The organism is Luteimonas sp. Soil_C_5 (assembly GCF_057656615.1).
The window spans coordinates 52,436-68,749 of the sequence record NZ_JBDGKA010000003.1 but is presented as its reverse complement, the minus strand read 5'-3'; the positions used below and the strand labels follow the sequence as shown (position 1 = coordinate 68,749).

General features: G+C 68.6%; 12 protein-coding genes. 1 reads left to right on the top strand and 11 read right to left on the bottom strand.

All coding sequences use genetic code 11. The annotated features are described in order from the left end of the window. Position 1 precedes the first annotated feature (1 nt). From fabZ to AC3A5K_RS08770, 11 genes are all read right to left on the bottom strand, one after another. On the bottom strand, positions 2 to 484 hold the full coding sequence (gene fabZ, locus AC3A5K_RS08820; RefSeq protein ID WP_487617151.1) for a 3-hydroxyacyl-ACP dehydratase FabZ: 483 nt from the start codon (positions 482 to 484) through the stop codon (positions 2 to 4). Next, positions 481 to 1,509, bottom strand: coding sequence for a UDP-3-O-(3-hydroxymyristoyl)glucosamine N-acyltransferase (lpxD, locus tag AC3A5K_RS08815; RefSeq protein WP_487617150.1), 1,029 nt, complete (start codon positions 1,507 to 1,509; stop codon positions 481 to 483). The genes fabZ and lpxD overlap by 4 nt, the downstream gene beginning before the upstream one ends. A gap of 21 nt (positions 1,510 to 1,530) precedes the next feature. Then, positions 1,531 to 4,068 (bottom strand): outer membrane protein assembly factor BamA, encoded by a 2,538-nt coding sequence (gene bamA, locus AC3A5K_RS08810; protein WP_487617149.1) that lies wholly within the window; start codon positions 4,066 to 4,068, stop codon positions 1,531 to 1,533. 67 nt (positions 4,069 to 4,135) lie between these two features. Then, complete coding sequence (rseP, locus tag AC3A5K_RS08805; RefSeq protein WP_487617148.1) at positions 4,136 to 5,500, bottom strand: RIP metalloprotease RseP; 1,365 nt, start codon at positions 5,498 to 5,500, stop codon at positions 4,136 to 4,138. Between the two features lie 111 nt (positions 5,501 to 5,611). Further along, positions 5,612 to 6,799, bottom strand: coding sequence for a 1-deoxy-D-xylulose-5-phosphate reductoisomerase (dxr, locus tag AC3A5K_RS08800; protein WP_487617147.1), 1,188 nt, complete (start codon positions 6,797 to 6,799; stop codon positions 5,612 to 5,614). A gap of 55 nt (positions 6,800 to 6,854) precedes the next feature. Then, complete coding sequence (locus AC3A5K_RS08795) at positions 6,855 to 7,694, bottom strand: phosphatidate cytidylyltransferase (RefSeq protein WP_487617146.1); 840 nt, start codon at positions 7,692 to 7,694, stop codon at positions 6,855 to 6,857. Continuing rightward, complete coding sequence (gene uppS / locus AC3A5K_RS08790; RefSeq protein WP_487617721.1) at positions 7,691 to 8,407, bottom strand: polyprenyl diphosphate synthase; 717 nt, start codon at positions 8,405 to 8,407, stop codon at positions 7,691 to 7,693. Before uppS ends, AC3A5K_RS08795 begins: the two co-directional genes overlap by 4 nt. Positions 8,408 to 8,569: 162 nt before the next feature. Beyond that, positions 8,570 to 9,127 (bottom strand): ribosome recycling factor, encoded by a 558-nt coding sequence (frr, locus tag AC3A5K_RS08785; RefSeq protein ID WP_487617145.1) that lies wholly within the window; start codon positions 9,125 to 9,127, stop codon positions 8,570 to 8,572. 103 nt (positions 9,128 to 9,230) lie between these two features. After that, positions 9,231 to 9,956, bottom strand: coding sequence for a UMP kinase (gene pyrH, locus AC3A5K_RS08780; protein WP_487617144.1), 726 nt, complete (start codon positions 9,954 to 9,956; stop codon positions 9,231 to 9,233). A gap of 548 nt (positions 9,957 to 10,504) precedes the next feature. Next, entirely contained in the window at positions 10,505 to 12,610 is a 2,106-nt protein-coding gene (locus tag AC3A5K_RS08775; protein ID WP_487617143.1) for a catalase, read from the bottom strand. Between the two features lie 170 nt (positions 12,611 to 12,780). Beyond that, on the bottom strand, positions 12,781 to 13,071 hold the full coding sequence (locus AC3A5K_RS08770) for a hypothetical protein (RefSeq protein ID WP_487617142.1): 291 nt from the start codon (positions 13,069 to 13,071) through the stop codon (positions 12,781 to 12,783). Between the two features lie 270 nt (positions 13,072 to 13,341). Here AC3A5K_RS08770 and AC3A5K_RS08765 point away from each other — a divergent pair, with 270 nt between their 5' ends. Further along, entirely contained in the window at positions 13,342 to 16,239 is a 2,898-nt protein-coding gene (locus tag AC3A5K_RS08765) for a bifunctional diguanylate cyclase/phosphodiesterase (RefSeq protein ID WP_487617141.1), read from the top strand. Positions 16,240 to 16,314 lie beyond the last annotated feature (75 nt).

The following is a 16,314-nucleotide window of genomic DNA, read 5'->3' as shown; positions in this document are numbered from 1 at the left end:
GTCAGCGCTTGACCTCGGCGCAGAGGATCTCCGCGCAGGCGGCCTGCTCGCCATCGACGCGCGCGATGCCCGAATACATGGTCATGTTGCGGATCTCGCGCTTGATCGTGACTTCGAGTTCCAGACGGTCGCCCGGCACCACCATGCGCGAGAACTTCGCCGCATCCACCTTCACCAGATAGGACAGGTTGCCTTCGCAGCCCTTGCCGCGGGTGAGGTGGCTCAGGATGCCGCCGGCCTGTGCCAGCGCCTCGATCACCAGCACGCCCGGCATCACCGGGTGGGCGGGGAAGTGGCCCTGGAAGAACTGCTCGTTCGCCGACACGTTCTTGTAGCAGAGCACGCGCTTGCCGGCCTCGAACTCGACGACCCGGTCGACCAGCAGGAACGGATAACGGTGCGGCAGCAGCGCATGGATGCCGTCGATGTGGATCGGCAGCGTGATGGCCGACGGCGCGCTGTCGGTCGATGTGGTGTCTGTCATGGTTCCCCCTTCCCGAGCGCCGTGACGCGGCGCGCGAGCGAATCGAGCTGGCGGATCCGGACCGCATTCTTCCGCCACTCGCGCGTGGGCTGGGCGGGAATGCCGGCCGAATATTCGCCAGGCTCGGTGATGGATGCGGACACCATCGTCATCGCATGGACGACGACCTTGTCGCAGATTTCAAGATGACCGGCGACGCCGACCTTGCCGGCGAGCAGGCAGTAACTGCCGATCTTCGTGCTGCCGGCGATGCCGACGCAGCCCGCGATCGCGGTGTGCGCACCGATGCGCACGTTGTGTCCGATCTGGATCAGATTGTCGAGGCGCACGCCTTCCGCCAGCGTGGTGTCGTCGAGCGCGCCGCGATCGATCGTCGTATTGGCGCCGATGTCGCAATCGTCGCCGACGACCACGCCGCCGAGCTGCGGCACGTTGATCCAGCGCCCGGCATCCATCGCCAGGCCGAAACCTTCCGAGCCCAGCACGGCGCCCGGATGGATGGTGACGCGGGCGCCGAGGCGCACACGCGTGACCAGGGTGACGCGGGCGACCAGGCGGCTGCCCTCGCCGACGACGCAGTCTTCGCCGATCACGCTGCCGGCGCCGATCGTCGCGCCGGCACCGATCAGGCTGCGCGCGCCGATGCTGACGTGCGGGCCGACCGATGCGCCGGGATCGACCTGCGCGCTCGGATCGACGACGGCGGACGGGTGGATCCCGACGGGCGCAGCGCTGACGGGTTCGAACAGCGCCGCGATCTTCGCGTAGGCGACGTAGGGATCCTTCGCGATCAGCGCGGTGCCCGCGTAGCCGTCCGCATCGGACTCGCGCATCACCACGATGCCGGCCGTGGTGTCGGCCAGCTGCGGGCGATAGCGGGGATTGGACAGGAAGGCGAGCCGGTCGGGGCCGGCAGCCGCGAGCGTCGCGACGCCGATCACCGGGGTGTCGGCGGCGCCCTGGACAGTCAGGCTGAAGCGGTCTGCGAGCGCGCCGGCGGTGTGGGAAGTCGTTGGCTGGACCATCGGTTCACCTCGTGGCGGCGATCAGAACGCGCCGCCGAAGGTGAACTGCAGGCGCTCGACTTCGTCGGCCTGGCGGATCAGATCACCCGCACCACCGCGCACTTCCTTCTGCTGGCGCAGCGGATAGGCGTAGCTGATCGAGATCGGGCCCACCGGTGCGCGCCACATCAGGGCGACGCCTGCCGACGCGCGCAGTTCCTTGGCATCCCAGGCGTCGACATCCTGGAAGACGTTGCCGAAATCGACGAAGGCCGAAATGCGCGCCGCCGGCGACTTGATCAGCTGCGGGAAGAACATCTCGACCGAGCCGATGGTCTTCACCGCGCCGCCGATCGGCTGCAGGAAGCTGCTGAACGCAGCAGTCTCGCGCGGGCCGAGGGTGTTGTCGCGGAAACCACGGACCGAGCGCGGACCACCGGCGTAGAAGTTCTCGAAGAACGGCAGGCCGGTTGCGGTGACCGTACGCGTGTAATCCGGCGACGTCAGTTCGCACGGATCGCTCGGCGGCGGCGGGGCAGGCGGCGTCGGGTTGGCCGTGGTCGGCGGCGTGCCCGCCGTGAAGCAGAGGTTGCGCACGACATCATCGCCGTAGCTGTCGCCGTACCCGAGTTCCGCGCGCGTGTTGAGCACGAGGTGACGGTTGATCGGCCAGTACTTCGAGATCTCGTAGTTGAGCTTGTAGTACTCGGCGGTCGAGCCGGGCAGGGTGGTTTCCAGCGAGACGCGCTGCATCATGCCGCGGGTCGGCTGCAGGTAGTCGTTGCGCGTATCGCGCGCCCAGGCCAGCTCGCTGCGCCAGGCGTGGAAGGTGCGCGAACCGAAGGCGTCGATGTAGTCGACGATCGACTCGGGCGACGAGCCCGGGAACGCGAAGATCTGGTTGCGGTCGACGCCGAACAGCAGAGAGATCGAGTCGTTCTCGGTCAGCGGAATGCCGAGGATCGCCTGGCCCGCGGCACTGGTCGACGAGTACTGCGCGGTATTGAACTCGGAGTTGTCGAATTCGCGCCACCACAGGTTGTAGCCCAGCGACATGCCGCCGTCGGTGAAGTACGGATTCATGAACGAGAACGAGTAGCGCTGCAGATAGACGTTGCGCTGCGCTTCCACCGACACGCGGTTGCCGCTGCCGAGGAAGTTGTTCTGCGACAGCTGGACCGACGTGGTGACACCGGCGAGCTGCGAATAGCCGAGGCCGAACACGAAACTGCCCGACGTCGTCTCGGTGACGTTGAACACCACGTCGACTTCGTCATTGCTGCCCGGCACCGGCTGGGTCTCGACGTTGACGCTGCCCGACTCGAAGTAGCCCAAGCGCTGCAGGCGGACCTTGGAACGGTCGACCGCGGCCTGCGAATACCAGCTGCCTTCGAACTGGCGCATCTCGCGGCGCATCACTTCGTCGGACGTGCGGCTGTTGCCCTTGAACTGGACGCGGCGCACCTGCACGCGCGGTCCGGGAACCACCTGCAGGTTGATCGCGACCGTGCGGTTCTCGCGGTCGATCTCCGGGATCGGGTTGACCTGGGCGAAGGCGTAGCCGATGTTGCCGAGCGTCGCGATGATCGCGTCCGAGCTCAGCTCCAGCAGCGCGCGGGAGAACACCTGGTCCTTCTGCACGAAGACGCGGCTGCGGATCTCCTCTTCCGGCAGCACCAGGTTGCCGGTGATCTGCACGTCCGACACCTTGTAGATCTCGCCTTCGGTGATGCCGGCGGTGATGTACATGTCGGCCTTGTCGGGGCTGATCGCGACCTGGATGCTGTCTTCCGCGAAGTCGATGTAGCCGCGGTCGAGGTAGAAGTTGTGCAGCTTCTCGCGGTCGCCCTCGAGCTTCTCGCGCGAGTACTGGTCGTCGCGGCGGTACCAGCTGAGCCAGTTCGACTCACCCGATTCCCAGCTGTCGGTCAGCGTGTCGAGATCGTAGACCTCGTTGCCGATGATGTTGATGTGGCGGATCTTGGCCGCCTTGCCTTCCTCGACGTTGATCGCGACGTCGACGCGGTTGCGGTCCAGGCGCGAGACGGTCGGCGTGATCCGCACGTTGTACTTGCCGCGATTGTTGTACTGGCGCACCAGTTCCTGGGTCACGCGGTCGAGATCGAGCCGGTCGAAGGTCTCGCCTTCGGACAGGCCGATGTCGTTGAGGCCCTTGATCAGGTCCTCGGTCTTGATGTCCTTGTTGCCGGTCAGCGTAAGGCGGTTGATCGCCGGGCGCTCGGTCACGGTGAACACCAGGATGTCGCCCTGTCGCGCGACCTGGATGTCTTCGAAGAAGCCGGTGCGGTAGAGCGCACGGACCGAATCGGAGATGCGGGTCGAGTTGACCGTGTCACCGCGCTCGACCGGCAGGTAGGTGAACACCGTGCCCGCGCCGATGCGCTGCAGGCCGTCGACCCGGATGTCGCTGACGGTGAAGGTGCTGGCCGACGCAGGTGCGAGCGGCGCCAGTGCCGGCGCGTCCACAGGTGCATTGGCTGCCGTCTGGGCCCATGCCGGCGCGGCGATCGCCGTGGCGAGGGCAAGAGCGAGCAGTCGGCGGTCGGGGATTCGCGTCATTCTTTGGATCCGTCAGGGAAGGGGGTTCCGGCGCGGAGCGGCGCGGGAATCCGGGTCGGTGGCAGGCTCAGCGCACCAGTTGCAGGATGTCGTTGTAGAACGCCAGGCCCATCAGGCTGGCCAGAAGCGCCAGTCCCACGTATTGCCCGGCCGCCATCGCGCGCTCGCTCACGGGGCTGCCTTTGACCAACTCGATAAGGTAATACAAGAGGTGTCCCCCATCCAGCAGCGGGATGGGGAGGAGGTTCAGGATCGCCAGGCTCAGCGAGAGCAGGGCGAGGATCGTGAGGTACCAGGCAGCGCCCTGGTTGGCATAGGTATTGGCCGCCCGGGCGATGGTGATCGGGCCGGCGACCGTGTTCTCGATCGCCAGCCGCCCGGTGAACGCGCGGCCGATCATGCCGACCAGCTGCGAGGTCAGATGCCCCACTTCGGCGACCGCGACCGGCACCGCCTCGAGCGGGCCGTGACGCTGCAGCGCATCCTTCGGCGGCAGGGGCACGTTGCGCGGCGGGGCAATGCCGAGCGCCCAGTACTGGCCGCTGCCGTCGGGCAGGTCGGTACGCAGGGGCGCGACCTCCAGCGCCAGACGGTCGCCATTGCGGTCGACTTCGACCATGGCCGCGCCGCCGCGATCGCCCAGTGTCTGCACCAGCGGCCCGATGTCGTCGAAGGCGCGGACCGCGCTGCCGTCGACGGCCGTTACGCGATCGCCCTCTGCCAGCACGCCCCAGGCCGCGCTGTCCGGGGCAACCCGGCCGATCAGCGGCGGCAGCAGCAGGTGTCGCGGCAACAGACCGATGGCCTGGGCGATGCGGCGCTGGTCGAAATCGTCGGGCAGCTGAGACAGGCGCAGCTCGCGGACGGCGGGGCGGTCGCGGACGTCGACGACATCCAGCTGCACGTCGCGGTGATCGAGCGCTGCGGGCATCAGTGCCAGCTGCAGCTCGTTCCAGGTCGGGGTGGCACGCTCGCCGACGGCCTCGATCCGGTCATCGGGCCGCAGCCCCGACGTTTCTGCAATGCCGGTCGCCTGACCGATCACCGGCGCGTAATCGGGGCGGCCGATGACGAACATCGCCCACAGCAGCGCGACGCACAGGATCAGGTTGGCGATCGGGCCTGCGGCGACGATCGCGATCCGCTTCCACACCGAGGCACGATTGAACGACTGCGCAGCCTCGGCCGGCGGGACCGGTCCTTCGCGCTCGTCGAGCATCTTCACGTAGCCGCCCAGCGGGATCATCGCGATCTGGTAGACGGTGCCGTCCTTGCCGCGCCGCGACCACAGCGCGCGGCCGAAGCCCACCGAGAAGCGCAGCACCTTGACGCCGCAGCGCCGCGCCACCCAGTAGTGGCCGAACTCGTGGAAGGTCACCAGCACGCCGAGGCTGACGATGAGCCACCACACCGAACCGAAGAAACTAGACATCACGTCCGTCCGGGGTCAGTTCGAAACCCGACGCTGCGCGCCGGCAGAGGCTGCCCGCCGGGTGGCCGCCAGGCGGCCGTGCGGGTGGGCTCGAGGGTCGCGAACAGGTTCTCAATGCACCGTACCGGAATCGATCGCCTGTCCGGCCACACGCCGCGCGTGCGCGTCGGCATCGCGCAGCACGTCCAGCGAACCGGCGGACACAGCAGGAAGCGCGGCGAGCACATGCTCGACCAGCGCAGGGATCGCTAGGAAGCGGATGCGCCCCTGAAGAAACGCTGAAACGGCGACTTCGTTCGCGGCGTTCAGGACGGCAGGCGCCGTACCGCCGTCGACGAGTGCGCCGCGGGCCAGTGCCAGGCAGGGAAACGCGACGGTGTCCGGTGCTTCGAAATCGAGGCGGCCGTGCTGCAGCAGATCCAGGCCCGCGACGCCGGACGCGATGCGCTCCGGGCTGCCGAGACCCACCGCCAGCGCCGTGCGCATGTCCGGCAATCCCAGCTGGGCGAGGGTGGAACCGTCGATGAACTCGACCAGCGAGTGCACCAGGCTCTGCGGATGCACCAGCACGTCCAGTCGCCCGGACGGCATCGCGAACAGATGATGGGCCTCGATCAGTTCCAGCCCCTTGTTCATCAGCGTGGCCGAGTCCACCGAGATCTTGGGACCCATCGACCACTTGGGATGCGCGACCGCCTGGGCCGGGGTCACCTCGGCCAGCGATGCGCGGTCGCGACCGCGGAACGGGCCGCCGGACGCGGTCAGCACGATGCGCGCCACGCCACTGCAGTCGCCGTGGGGCGGCAGACACTGGTGGATCGCGTTGTGCTCGCTGTCGATCGGCACAATCAAGGCGCCGGCCTCGCGTGCGGCGTCCATCATCAGCGCGCCGGCCAGCACCAGCGATTCCTTGTTGGCCAGCAGCACGCGCTTGCCGGCGCGCAGGGCGGCCAGGGTCGAATCGAGACCGGCCGCGCCGACGATCGCAGCGACCACCGTGTCGCAGGTGCTGGCGTCCGACACCAGCGTATCGAGCGTCGACATGCCGGCGTGGGCCGTGGTCGCGACGCCGGCCGCGCGCAGCCCGTCGCGCAGGGCGGGCAGGGCGTCGGGATCGGCGATCACCGCGTGGTCGGGACGATGGGTCGCGCACAGCGCCACGAGCGCGTCGACGTTGCGACCGGCCGCGAGCACGCTCGCGCGCAGGCGCTCCGGGTGGCGGGCGATAACGTCCAGTGCCGACGTGCCGATCGAGCCGGTGGCACCGAGAACCGCGACGGAGCGAATCATGCGGCCCATGCCCGAAAACGGCGCCGCGGCGCGGCGTGCAGCGGAAGAAAGATCATCGCGCAGTTCAGAACCCGAACCAGATCTGGCCGAACGCGAACACCGGCAGCGCGGCGAGCACGCTGTCGATGCGGTCCAGCACGCCGCCGTGGCCCGGGATCAGCGTGCCCGAATCCTTGGCGCCGGCGTGGCGCTTGAGCAGGCTTTCGAACAGGTCGCCGACCACGGAGGCCAGCACCGTCAGCAGCGCGACCGCCGCGACCATCGGCAACTGGCCCAAGGTGGCACCGGCCAGGGGCGCGAATGCCACCGCGACCACGATGCCTGCGACCAGACCACCCGCCAGGCCTTCGATGGTCTTGTTCGGGCTGATGCGCGGCGCCAGCTTGCGTCGGCCGAACTTCCGCCCGGCGAAATAGGCGCCTGTATCGGTGGCCCAGACGATTGCCAGCGCCAGCAGCAGCCAGCGATTGCCGAAAGCACCGTCCTCGTTGGCGTGGATCACGCACAGCGCCGCCCAGGCCGGAATCACCGCCAGCGTGCCGGCCAGCAGCTTGATGATCCGCGAGCGCGCGTCGTGGCTGGACGCGAAGGTGTAGTGGCGCAGCCACAGCGTCGCCGCCAACCACCAGACCACGCCCACCATCGCCAGCATCTTCAGCAGCACCAGCGAGCCGCCGCCGGTCGCCGAGGCCCAGACGATGGCGACCATCAGCAGCAGGTTCAGCACCAGCAGGGCGGTCCGGGCGAGGGTGTCCTCGATGCCGGCCAGGCGCAGCCATTCCCACAGCGCGGCCAGGAACACGATCGCCGAGACGGCGGCCATCCACGGGGTATTGAGCAGGAGCACTGCCGCGATGGCGATCGGCGCCATCGTCAGCGCCGCGAGAATGCGCGTGCGGGTCATTCGGAAGTCTCCGGGTGTGGGCCGTCGCCGGCCGCGATCTGGGCGCTGGTGAGTCCGAACCGGCGCTCGCGGGAGGCGTAGACCGCCAGCGCGCGTTCCAGTTCCTCGACACCCAGCTCGGGCCACAGCGTTTCGGTGAACCACAGCTCGGTGTAGGCCAGCTGCCACAGCAGGAAATTGCTGACGCGCAGATCGCCGCCGGTCCGGATGAACAGGTCCGGCTCCGGCAAGTCGGCCAGGGCGACACGCGCACCCACGGCCGCTTCGTCGATGTCTTCGGGCCGCAACCGGCCGGCCGCGACGTCTTCGGCCAGCGAACGCGCAGCGGCGGCGATGTCCTGACGTCCGCCATAGCTGGCCGCGACGCTCAGGGTCAGTGCGGCGTTGCCGGCCGTCATCGCCTCGGCCGCGGCCATGCGGCTGCGCAGGGCTTCGCTGAAACGCTCGCGTTCGCCGATGAAGCGCAGACGCACGCCGCGGCGGTGCAGTTCGCCGACCTCACGGTCGAGCGCACCCAGAAACAGGCGCATCAGCGCGCCGACTTCCTCGTCCGGGCGGCCCCAGTTCTCGCTGGAGAACGCGAACAGCGTCAGCGCGCCGATGCCGCGTTCGAGACAGAAATCGATGCACAGATTGACCGTGCGGGCACCCGCACGGTGGCCGATCATGCGCGGCCGACGGCGTCGCGCCGCCCAGCGGCCATTGCCGTCCATGATGATCGCCACGTGCCGGGGCACGTGGCGGACATCCGGCAGCGGGGATTCGGGGTTCGCAGGCGCGGCGTCCTGCCGTCCGGTGATGTCAATCAATGGCATGGCCCCACAGGCTCCGGCTTCCTGCCACCCCGAATGCCGGCGCCCGGATCCCGGTGCTCATCAAACCGCCATCAATTCCTGTTCTTTCGCCTTGACGACTTCGTCGACGTCCTTGATCGCCGAATCGGTGATCTTCTGGATCTCGTCCTCGCTGCGGCGCTCGTCGTCTTCCGAGATCGCCCTCTCCTTGAGGAGTTCCTTGATCTGCTGGTTGGCATCGCGGCGGATGTTGCGGATGGCGACCTTGCTGTCCTCGCCTTCGCTGTGCACGACCTTCGACAGGTCGCGGCGGCGCTCCTCGGTCAGCGCCGGCAGGTTCAGGCGGATGGTCGTGCCCGCGGTGTTCGGGGTCAGGCCGAGGTCGGAGGCGAGAATCGCCTTCTCGATCGCGCCGACGATCTGCTTCTCCCACGGCGTGATCGTCAGCGAGCGGGCGTCGGACACCACCACGCTGGCCACCTGGTTCAGCGGCATTTCGGAGCCGTGGTAGTTGACCTTGATGTGGTCGACCAGCGCGCTCGACGCGCGGCCCGTGCGCACCTTGACCAGGGTGTGGCGGAGCGCTTCGACGCTCTTGGCCATGCGGGTCTGGGTGTCTTTCTTGATGTCGTTGAGCATGATCGGGCCCGGTCCGTGTGCGGAATCGGCCGATTATAAGCGGCCCCGGCCGGCGACGGGGCCGGGGTGTGCCAGGGACGCGGCCGGTCCGGCCGCGTGAGGCTCAGCTGCGGCCCTGCACCAGCGTGCCGATCGGCTCGCCGCGCAGGATGCGCAGCAGCACGCCGGGCTGGCTCATGTCGAAGATGCGCAGCGGCAGGTCGGAATCGCGCGCGAGGGCGAACGCCGCGGTGTCCATGACCTCCAGGCCCTGACGCAGCACCTCGTCGTAGGTCAGGCGGTCGTAACGCTTGGCATCCGGCACCTTCTTCGGGTCGGCGTCGTACACGCCATCGACCTTGGTAGCCTTGAGCAGCAGGTCGGCGCCGATCTCGATGCCGCGCAGCGCGGCGCCCGAATCGGTGGTGAAGAACGGGCTGCCGACGCCGGCGGCGAAGATCGCGATGCGGCCCTTCTCCATGTGGCGGATCGCGCGGCGGCGGATGTAGTCCTCGCAGACGTCGTTGATCTTGATCGCGCTCATGACGCGCGCACGGGCGCCGCGCTTCTCCAGCGCATCCTGCATCGCCAGCGCATTGATCACCGTGGCGAGCATGCCCATCTGGTCGCCGGTCACCCGGTCCATGCCGCCGGCCGCGAGGCCCGCGCCGCGGAAGATGTTGCCGCCGCCGATGACCAGGCCGACTTCGGCGCCGGCCTTCTGCGCCTCGATCACCTCGTCGGCCAGCCGGCCGATGACCTTGGGATCGATGCCGTAGTCCTCGTCCCCCATCAACGCTTCGCCGGACAGTTTGAGCAGGACGCGACGGTAGGCGAGGGGTGCGGTCATGGCGGAACTCCAGGGCGGGGGCGCGTGGATTCTAGAAGATCGACGCCCCGCCTGCGCGGAAGGCGCGCGGTTGCGTGCGGTATCGCATACAGCAATGCGCGGAATTGCCCGCGTGTCGCGCACGGCGGTGCTGCCACCGCGCGTACGCCAGTGGCGGTACGGAGTGGGAGTTCGTGCAGAAGAAGGTCGCGCAGCTCTGACGCGGCCAGCAGTGCGGCTGGCGTTTAGCCGCGGACGCGGCGAGGCGGCGGGTGTGTCGCTGCGTGCACAGCGCATGCCGTGGACGCAGCACTCCACCCGATCAGGCGTCGGTGCGGAATTCCGTTGCGATCGCACGACTCGAGCAAAGGTTGCGCGCGGGTGCGGGCGACGGGCCGGAAAAGGCCCTGGCCGCCAGCGAAAACGCTGGTGACGTGCTGAGCACGCGCGCTTGTCCAACGCGCGCTCATCCGTCGAAGCGCTAGAGCGTGGAGACGACGGCGGCTCGATGCGCCCGACCCCATGTCGGGCGATCAGGACCGCGCCGTCGCCGGCGCGGCCCGCTGCGGTCAGGCCAGCATGCGCAGCGTCGGCTCGCGATCCCACTGACGGGTCTTCGCAGCCTCGATGAATGCAGCGGTGTCGCCCGCATCCACCGTGCCTGCATCCGCGCCCACGCCGCCAGCGTCGAGCAGGGCGCGTCCGCCGGCGTCGAATGCGATCGCCTTCAGATGGCCCCAGGCATCGCGGCCGAAATCGACGGCGGCGCCGTCCTTCGCCAGCTGCTCGCCGGCCTCGGCCGACAGCACGACGGCCACCGCGTCGAACACCATCGATGGCGTACCGGCGAGCTGTCCGTCGGCGGCCTGCTTCTGCCCGTTCGACAGCTTGGCGCCGCCGACCTTCGGCGCCACCAGCTTGACGGTTGCGCCCGCCGCTTCGGCAGCCTTTTTCAGCGCGGCGATGGTGTCGGCGTCCGAGCCGTCATGCATGAGGATGCCGACGGCGCGGCCCTCCAGCGTGGCCTTCATGCGGTCGATGATGCGCAGCGCTGGGGAGAGCGCCAGATCCTGCGGCGCCACGGCGGCATCGGGTGCGTCGGGCAACGCATCGAGACCGAGGCCGTCGGCGACGCGCTGGGCCAGGGATTCGTCCACGTGACGCAGATGTCCGACGATGGCCTCGCGGATGTAGACGGTCTCGACCTTCGACAGCTCGAACACCAGGGCCGACGCCATGTGCGCCTGCTCCGGCGCCGACTGGCTGCGGAAGAACAGGCGCGCCTGCGAGTAGTGATCGGCGAAGCTCTCGGCACGCACGCGGCCCTTCGCGCCGTCATCGGGCGTGGTCGCATGGCTGCGGTAGCCCTGCTCACGGCTGGCGCGCGGGCTGTCGTCCTGCAGCGAACTCGGCTCGTAGGACACGCGGCCCTTGGGCACGCTCATCTGCATGTGGCCGTCGCGCTGATGGTTCGCGAACGGACACTTCGGCGCGTTGATCGGAATCTGGTGGAAGTTCGGACCGCCGAGGCGGCTGAGCTGCGTGTCCAGGTACGAAAACAGCCGGCCCTGCAGCAGGGGATCGTTGCTGAAGTCGATGCCCGGCACGATGTTCGCCGGACAGTAGGCGACCTGTTCGGTCTCGGCGAAGAAGTTGTCGGGCCAGCGGTCGAGCACCATCCGGCCGACGATCTGCAGCGGCACCAGTTCTTCGGGGACGAGCTTGGTCGCATCGAGGTGGTCGAACGGAAACGCGTCGGCTTCTTCCTCGGTGAACAGCTGCACGCCCAGTTCCCACTCGGGAAAGTCGCCGGCCTGGATCGCCTCGAACAGATCACGGCGATGGAAATCGTTGTCGGCGTGCTGCAGCTTCAGCGCCTCGTCCCACACCGTCGACTGGATGCCGAGCTTGGGCCGCCAGTGAAACTTGACGAAGGTGCTGCGTCCGTCGGCATCGAGCAGGCGGAAGCTGTGCACGCCGAAGCCTTCCATGGTGCGCAGCGAGCGCGGAATCGTGCGGTCGCTCATCGCCCACATGATCATGTGCATGGTTTCGGGCATCAGCGACACGAAATCCCAGAAGGTGTCGTGCGCGCTCGCAGCCTGCGGAAAGCCACGGTCGGGCTCCATCTTCACCGCATGGACCAGGTCCGGAAACTTCATCGCGTCCTGGATGAAGAACACCGGGATGTTGTTGCCGACAAGATCCCAGTTGCCTTCCTGCGTATAGAACTTGACCGAGAACCCGCGCACGTCGCGCGGCGTGTCCACCGAGCCCGCGCCGCCGGCGACGGTGGAGAAGCGGGTGAACACCGGCGTCTTCGTGCCGACCTCGGTCAGGATCTTCGCGGTGGTGTACTTGGCGAGCGATTCGGTGAGCTCGAAGTAGCCGTGCGCGGCCGAGCCGCGCGCATGGACGATGCGCTCGGGAATCCGCTCGTGGTCGAAGTGGGTGATCTTCTCGCGCAGGATGAAGTCTTCGAGCAGCGTCGGGCCGCGCGGTGTCGCGCGCAGCGAATTCTGGTTGTCGGCAACGGGAATGCCTTGCGCGGTCGTCAGCACAGGATGTCCGTCACCGGCCTGCTGCTGGAGTTCGTCGCCGGTGCCGCGTGTCGACGACGCGTGGTCGTCGGTCGTGCGGGTGGCGGATCGGGTGGGGCGCTTGGGGGAAGCCATCGGAAACTCCTGCAGAGCGGGCTCGCATGCGGATGCATGTGGCGGGCAAGCGTTCGATCCTCGGCATCGCAGCGTGAACACTCTGTCCAGTTGCCCTGAACGGGAGCGGGCGGCGTCCTCGAATGTGCAGGCACCGCTGCGTGCACGCGTCCACGCGCCTGAGCGCGCGATCAGGGGTTCGGCGATGCGTCGGTCGCGCCAGGGTCGGCGTGCGAGGCCGCGTCCTCCGCGGTGTCCTGCGGCACGGGTGCCGGGACCGCCTGCACCGTGCCATCCGGATTCACCTTGCGCACGAAGCTGGGCCCGGCAATTAGTGAAGCGTCGTTGCTTTCCGCCGATGCGTTGTTCTCGTCGGCATGGACGTCACCTCGGGACGCGGCGCGGTCGTTGACTGCGACATGGTCATCCTGAAGGGGCTGGTCCGGGTGGGTCGCGGACGTGTCGGTGCGCTTGCGGGTCATGGGAATCCTTCTGGCGTGGTGATCGCGTCACAGTGGACGGGCCGGGTGCGTTCCCACGTGATCGCGCTGCGCCGCCATCGAAGCTGAATAGGTCGCTCGTGACGCCTCGCGAATTCCTGCGCTATGTTCGCCATCGGGAGCGGGATCGTTCACATCGTCGTGCCCGGGTCTACGAAAGATCGGGGCAGGTCGCGCGGGGAGGGAGGCCACGGAATGGGCGCACGTTTGGCACGGGATTCACGGGACAGACGGCTGGCATCGGCCCGCGTGATGCGGATCGCGGGAATCTGTCTCGGTCTCGTGATCACCGTGGGCATGGCGATTCTGGTGGGCCTGGATCGACAGGCACGGCTCGATGCGGCGGAACGCCAGAGCCGGGCGCTCGCCACCGGCGTGGACCGGTTGCTGCATTTCGAGCTCCGCAATGTCGAACGCGCGTTGCGCGGACTGCTCGCCGACGTCGACACCTACGCCGACCTGTCGGCCGGGGAAGCGCACCGCAGACGGGAACTTGCGCTGCGCGGCGTCGCGAGTCGGCATGAGGAACTGGCCGAAATGGCGTTCTACGCGCCGGATGCCGGGCCCGGGCGTACCGACAGACCGGTCTGGCTCGATGCGGCTGGGCCGCGCGCGGGAACGCTGGCGATCGGGCCGCTCCAGCAGCGCGCAGGCACCTGGCTGCTGCCTCTGGCCATGATCGCCGACGACGACCACGCGGTCGTGGCCCTGTTCCGCACCGGCACTTTCGCCACCATGGTCGGCGGTCTGGATGTCGGCCAGGATGGCAGCGTCGCCATCTATGCCGTCGACGGCACGATCATCACGCGCTTCGGACGGACCGGCGACCACACCGGACGTCGGGTCAGGCTGCCGGACGCATTGCGGACGCACGCGCAGTTCAACGGCCCGCTGGTGAGTCCGCTCGACCAGATCGAGCGTGCGGCCAGCTTCAGCGCCACCAGCGGCTATCCGCTCGTCGTGAGCAGCGGTCTCGGGCTGCGCGAAGCGATGCGGCCGTGGTGGCTCTACGCGATCTGCGCTTTCGCCTTGTGCGCCCTGTACTGGGCCGTGCTGGCCTACGTCGTGCGCCGCCTGCGCAACGACGAGCGTGCACGCGACGCGATGCTGGAAGAGATCGGCACCCAGAGCGACTGGCTCCAGCAGGCGCAACTGGCGGCCGGCATCGGCGTGTGGCGCATCGATGCCGGCAGCACGAATGTCCGCGCGTCGCCGGAACTTGCCGCGATGTACGGGCTTACGACGCGCGACGGCCTGATCCCGCTCGACGATTTCTTCCGGCGCATGCATCCCGACGACGCGGAGGCGGTGCGGCTGGCGTTCGAGGCCGTGCGCAACGGGCAGGGTCCCTTGCAGGAGGAATATCGCGTGGTGCTGCCTGACGGCGAGGTCCGCTGGCTCAAGGCGCGCGGCAATGCGATCGGCGATGGCGACCCGCCTGCGATGACGGGCACCGTCAGCGACATCACCGAGCGTCGCCTGGCGCAGCAGCGGATCGAACGGGCGGAAGCCCAGTTCCGCCTTCTGTTCGACCGCAATCCACTGCCGGCCTGGGTCTACGACACGGCGTCGCTGCAGATGATGGCGGTCAACGATGCGGCGATCGAAGCCTATGGCTATTCGCGGGACGCCTTCATGGCGCTGACGGTCACCGAGCTGATCCCGCCACAGTCGCGCGATACCCGGGCTTGCCATCGCCTGGGCGGCACCGCCGAGGCGCGGCAGGAACGCCTGTGGACCATCGTGGCCCGTGACGGCCGACGCATCGACGCCCGCGTGCATGCGCGCGAAATGGAGCTGCAGAACCGCCCGGCGCGCCTGATGCTGGCCGAGGACGTCGGTGCGCGGCTGGCGTACGAGCGCGATCTCGCCTGGCGGGCCAGCCATGACATGACCACCGGCATGCTCACCCTGCCGGTGCTGGCCGAGCGTCTCGATGCACGCTGCGAGACCGAGGGCGGTGCCGGCTTCGCGGTGGCCTATGTGCAGCTGCGCGATCTCGAACTCATCGCGCCGACGCTGGGGCGCGCTGCGGGCGAGCGGGTCCTGCGCGAGGCGGCGGCGCGGTTCGCGCGGGTCGCCGACAGCTTCGGTCATGTGGCCTATGCGCCAGCGGAGACCTTCGTCGTGATCGCGATGGACCCCGAACAACTGCAGGCCATGGTGCAGGCGCTCGCGGAGGCCATCGCGGCGCCGGTGCAGGCCGATGGCGGTACGTTCGCGCTGGAGGCGTGGATCGGGCTGGCCCGCGGCCCCTGCGCGTCGGGCGGTGCAGAGCAGGTCATCGCACATGCCGCGCTGGCGGCATTGCGCGCGCGGCGCGAACGCGTGCCCATGCTCCAGTACGACCGGCACATGTCCGACGACGCGGCGACCCGGCTGGCGCTGGTGCATCGCCTACGCGAAGCGGTCGAGCGGCAGGCGTTCGAACTCGTCTACCAGCCGATCCAGCGCCTGTCGGATGGTCACGTGGTCGCGGTCGAGGCGCTGATCCGCTGGCCGCAGGCGGACGGGTCCTTCATCTCGCCAGGGGAGTTCATTCCGCTGTCGGAGGAGTCCGGCCTGATCGTGCCGCTCGGTGCGTGGATCCTGGAAGAAGCGGCGCGCGCCTGGCGACGGCTGGCAGCGGCCGGGCGCGCCGATATCGCCGTGGCGGTCAACGTCTCGGCACTGCAGTTCGAGGCCGGCATCACGCGCGACGTGATGCACGCCCTGCGGGAAACGCATGGACTGCCGCGCTACGCGCTGCATCTGGAGCTGACCGAAAGCGTCCTGCTGCGCGATCCGGAAGCGGCGCATGGACTGATGGCGCAGCTGCACGAGGAGGGCGTCTGCCTGTCGATCGACGACTTCGGCACCGGTTTCTCGAGCATGGCCTATCTGCGCGACCTGCCGATCGATCATCTGAAGATCGACCGGGCCTTCGTCCGGGATGTGCACAAGGACGCGCGCAACGCGGCGATCTGCCGCGCGCTGATCGCGCTCGGACATGGTCTCGGGCTGGGCGTGATCGCGGAAGGCGTGGAAGAAGTGGCGCAGTTGGACTGGTTGCGCGCGCAGGGCTGCGACCAGGCGCAGGGTTACCACCTCGGGCGTCCGCAGGCATTGGCGACGCTGCTCCCGCAGTTGGAAGCCGCCACAGCGCCCTGAATCTGCAGGCGTCGGCAGCTTGTGCACGGTCGCCGCGCTGGCGGCTGCGGGGCTCGCATCGCCGTCATGGCCGGC

Coding starts and splice junctions, on each gene's coding strand:
- uppS (WP_487617721.1), bottom strand. CDS start 8,407: ATGGACGGCAATGGCCGCTGGGCGGCGCGACGCCGTCGGCCGCGCATG.
- rseP (WP_487617148.1), bottom strand. CDS start 5,500: ATGTCTAGTTTCTTCGGTTCGGTGTGGTGGCTCATCGTCAGCCTCGGC.
- AC3A5K_RS08765 (WP_487617141.1), top strand. CDS start 13,342: ATGCGGATCGCGGGAATCTGTCTCGGTCTCGTGATCACCGTGGGCATG.
- AC3A5K_RS08770 (WP_487617142.1), bottom strand. CDS start 13,071: ATGACCCGCAAGCGCACCGACACGTCCGCGACCCACCCGGACCAGCCC.
- dxr (WP_487617147.1), bottom strand. CDS start 6,799: ATGGGCCGCATGATTCGCTCCGTCGCGGTTCTCGGTGCCACCGGCTCG.
- fabZ (WP_487617151.1), bottom strand. CDS start 484: ATGACAGACACCACATCGACCGACAGCGCGCCGTCGGCCATCACGCTG.
- frr (WP_487617145.1), bottom strand. CDS start 9,127: ATGCTCAACGACATCAAGAAAGACACCCAGACCCGCATGGCCAAGAGC.
- lpxD (WP_487617150.1), bottom strand. CDS start 1,509: ATGGTCCAGCCAACGACTTCCCACACCGCCGGCGCGCTCGCAGACCGC.
- bamA (WP_487617149.1), bottom strand. CDS start 4,068: ATGACGCGAATCCCCGACCGCCGACTGCTCGCTCTTGCCCTCGCCACG.
- pyrH (WP_487617144.1), bottom strand. CDS start 9,956: ATGACCGCACCCCTCGCCTACCGTCGCGTCCTGCTCAAACTGTCCGGC.
- AC3A5K_RS08795 (WP_487617146.1), bottom strand. CDS start 7,694: ATGACCCGCACGCGCATTCTCGCGGCGCTGACGATGGCGCCGATCGCC.
- AC3A5K_RS08775 (WP_487617143.1), bottom strand. CDS start 12,610: ATGGCTTCCCCCAAGCGCCCCACCCGATCCGCCACCCGCACGACCGAC.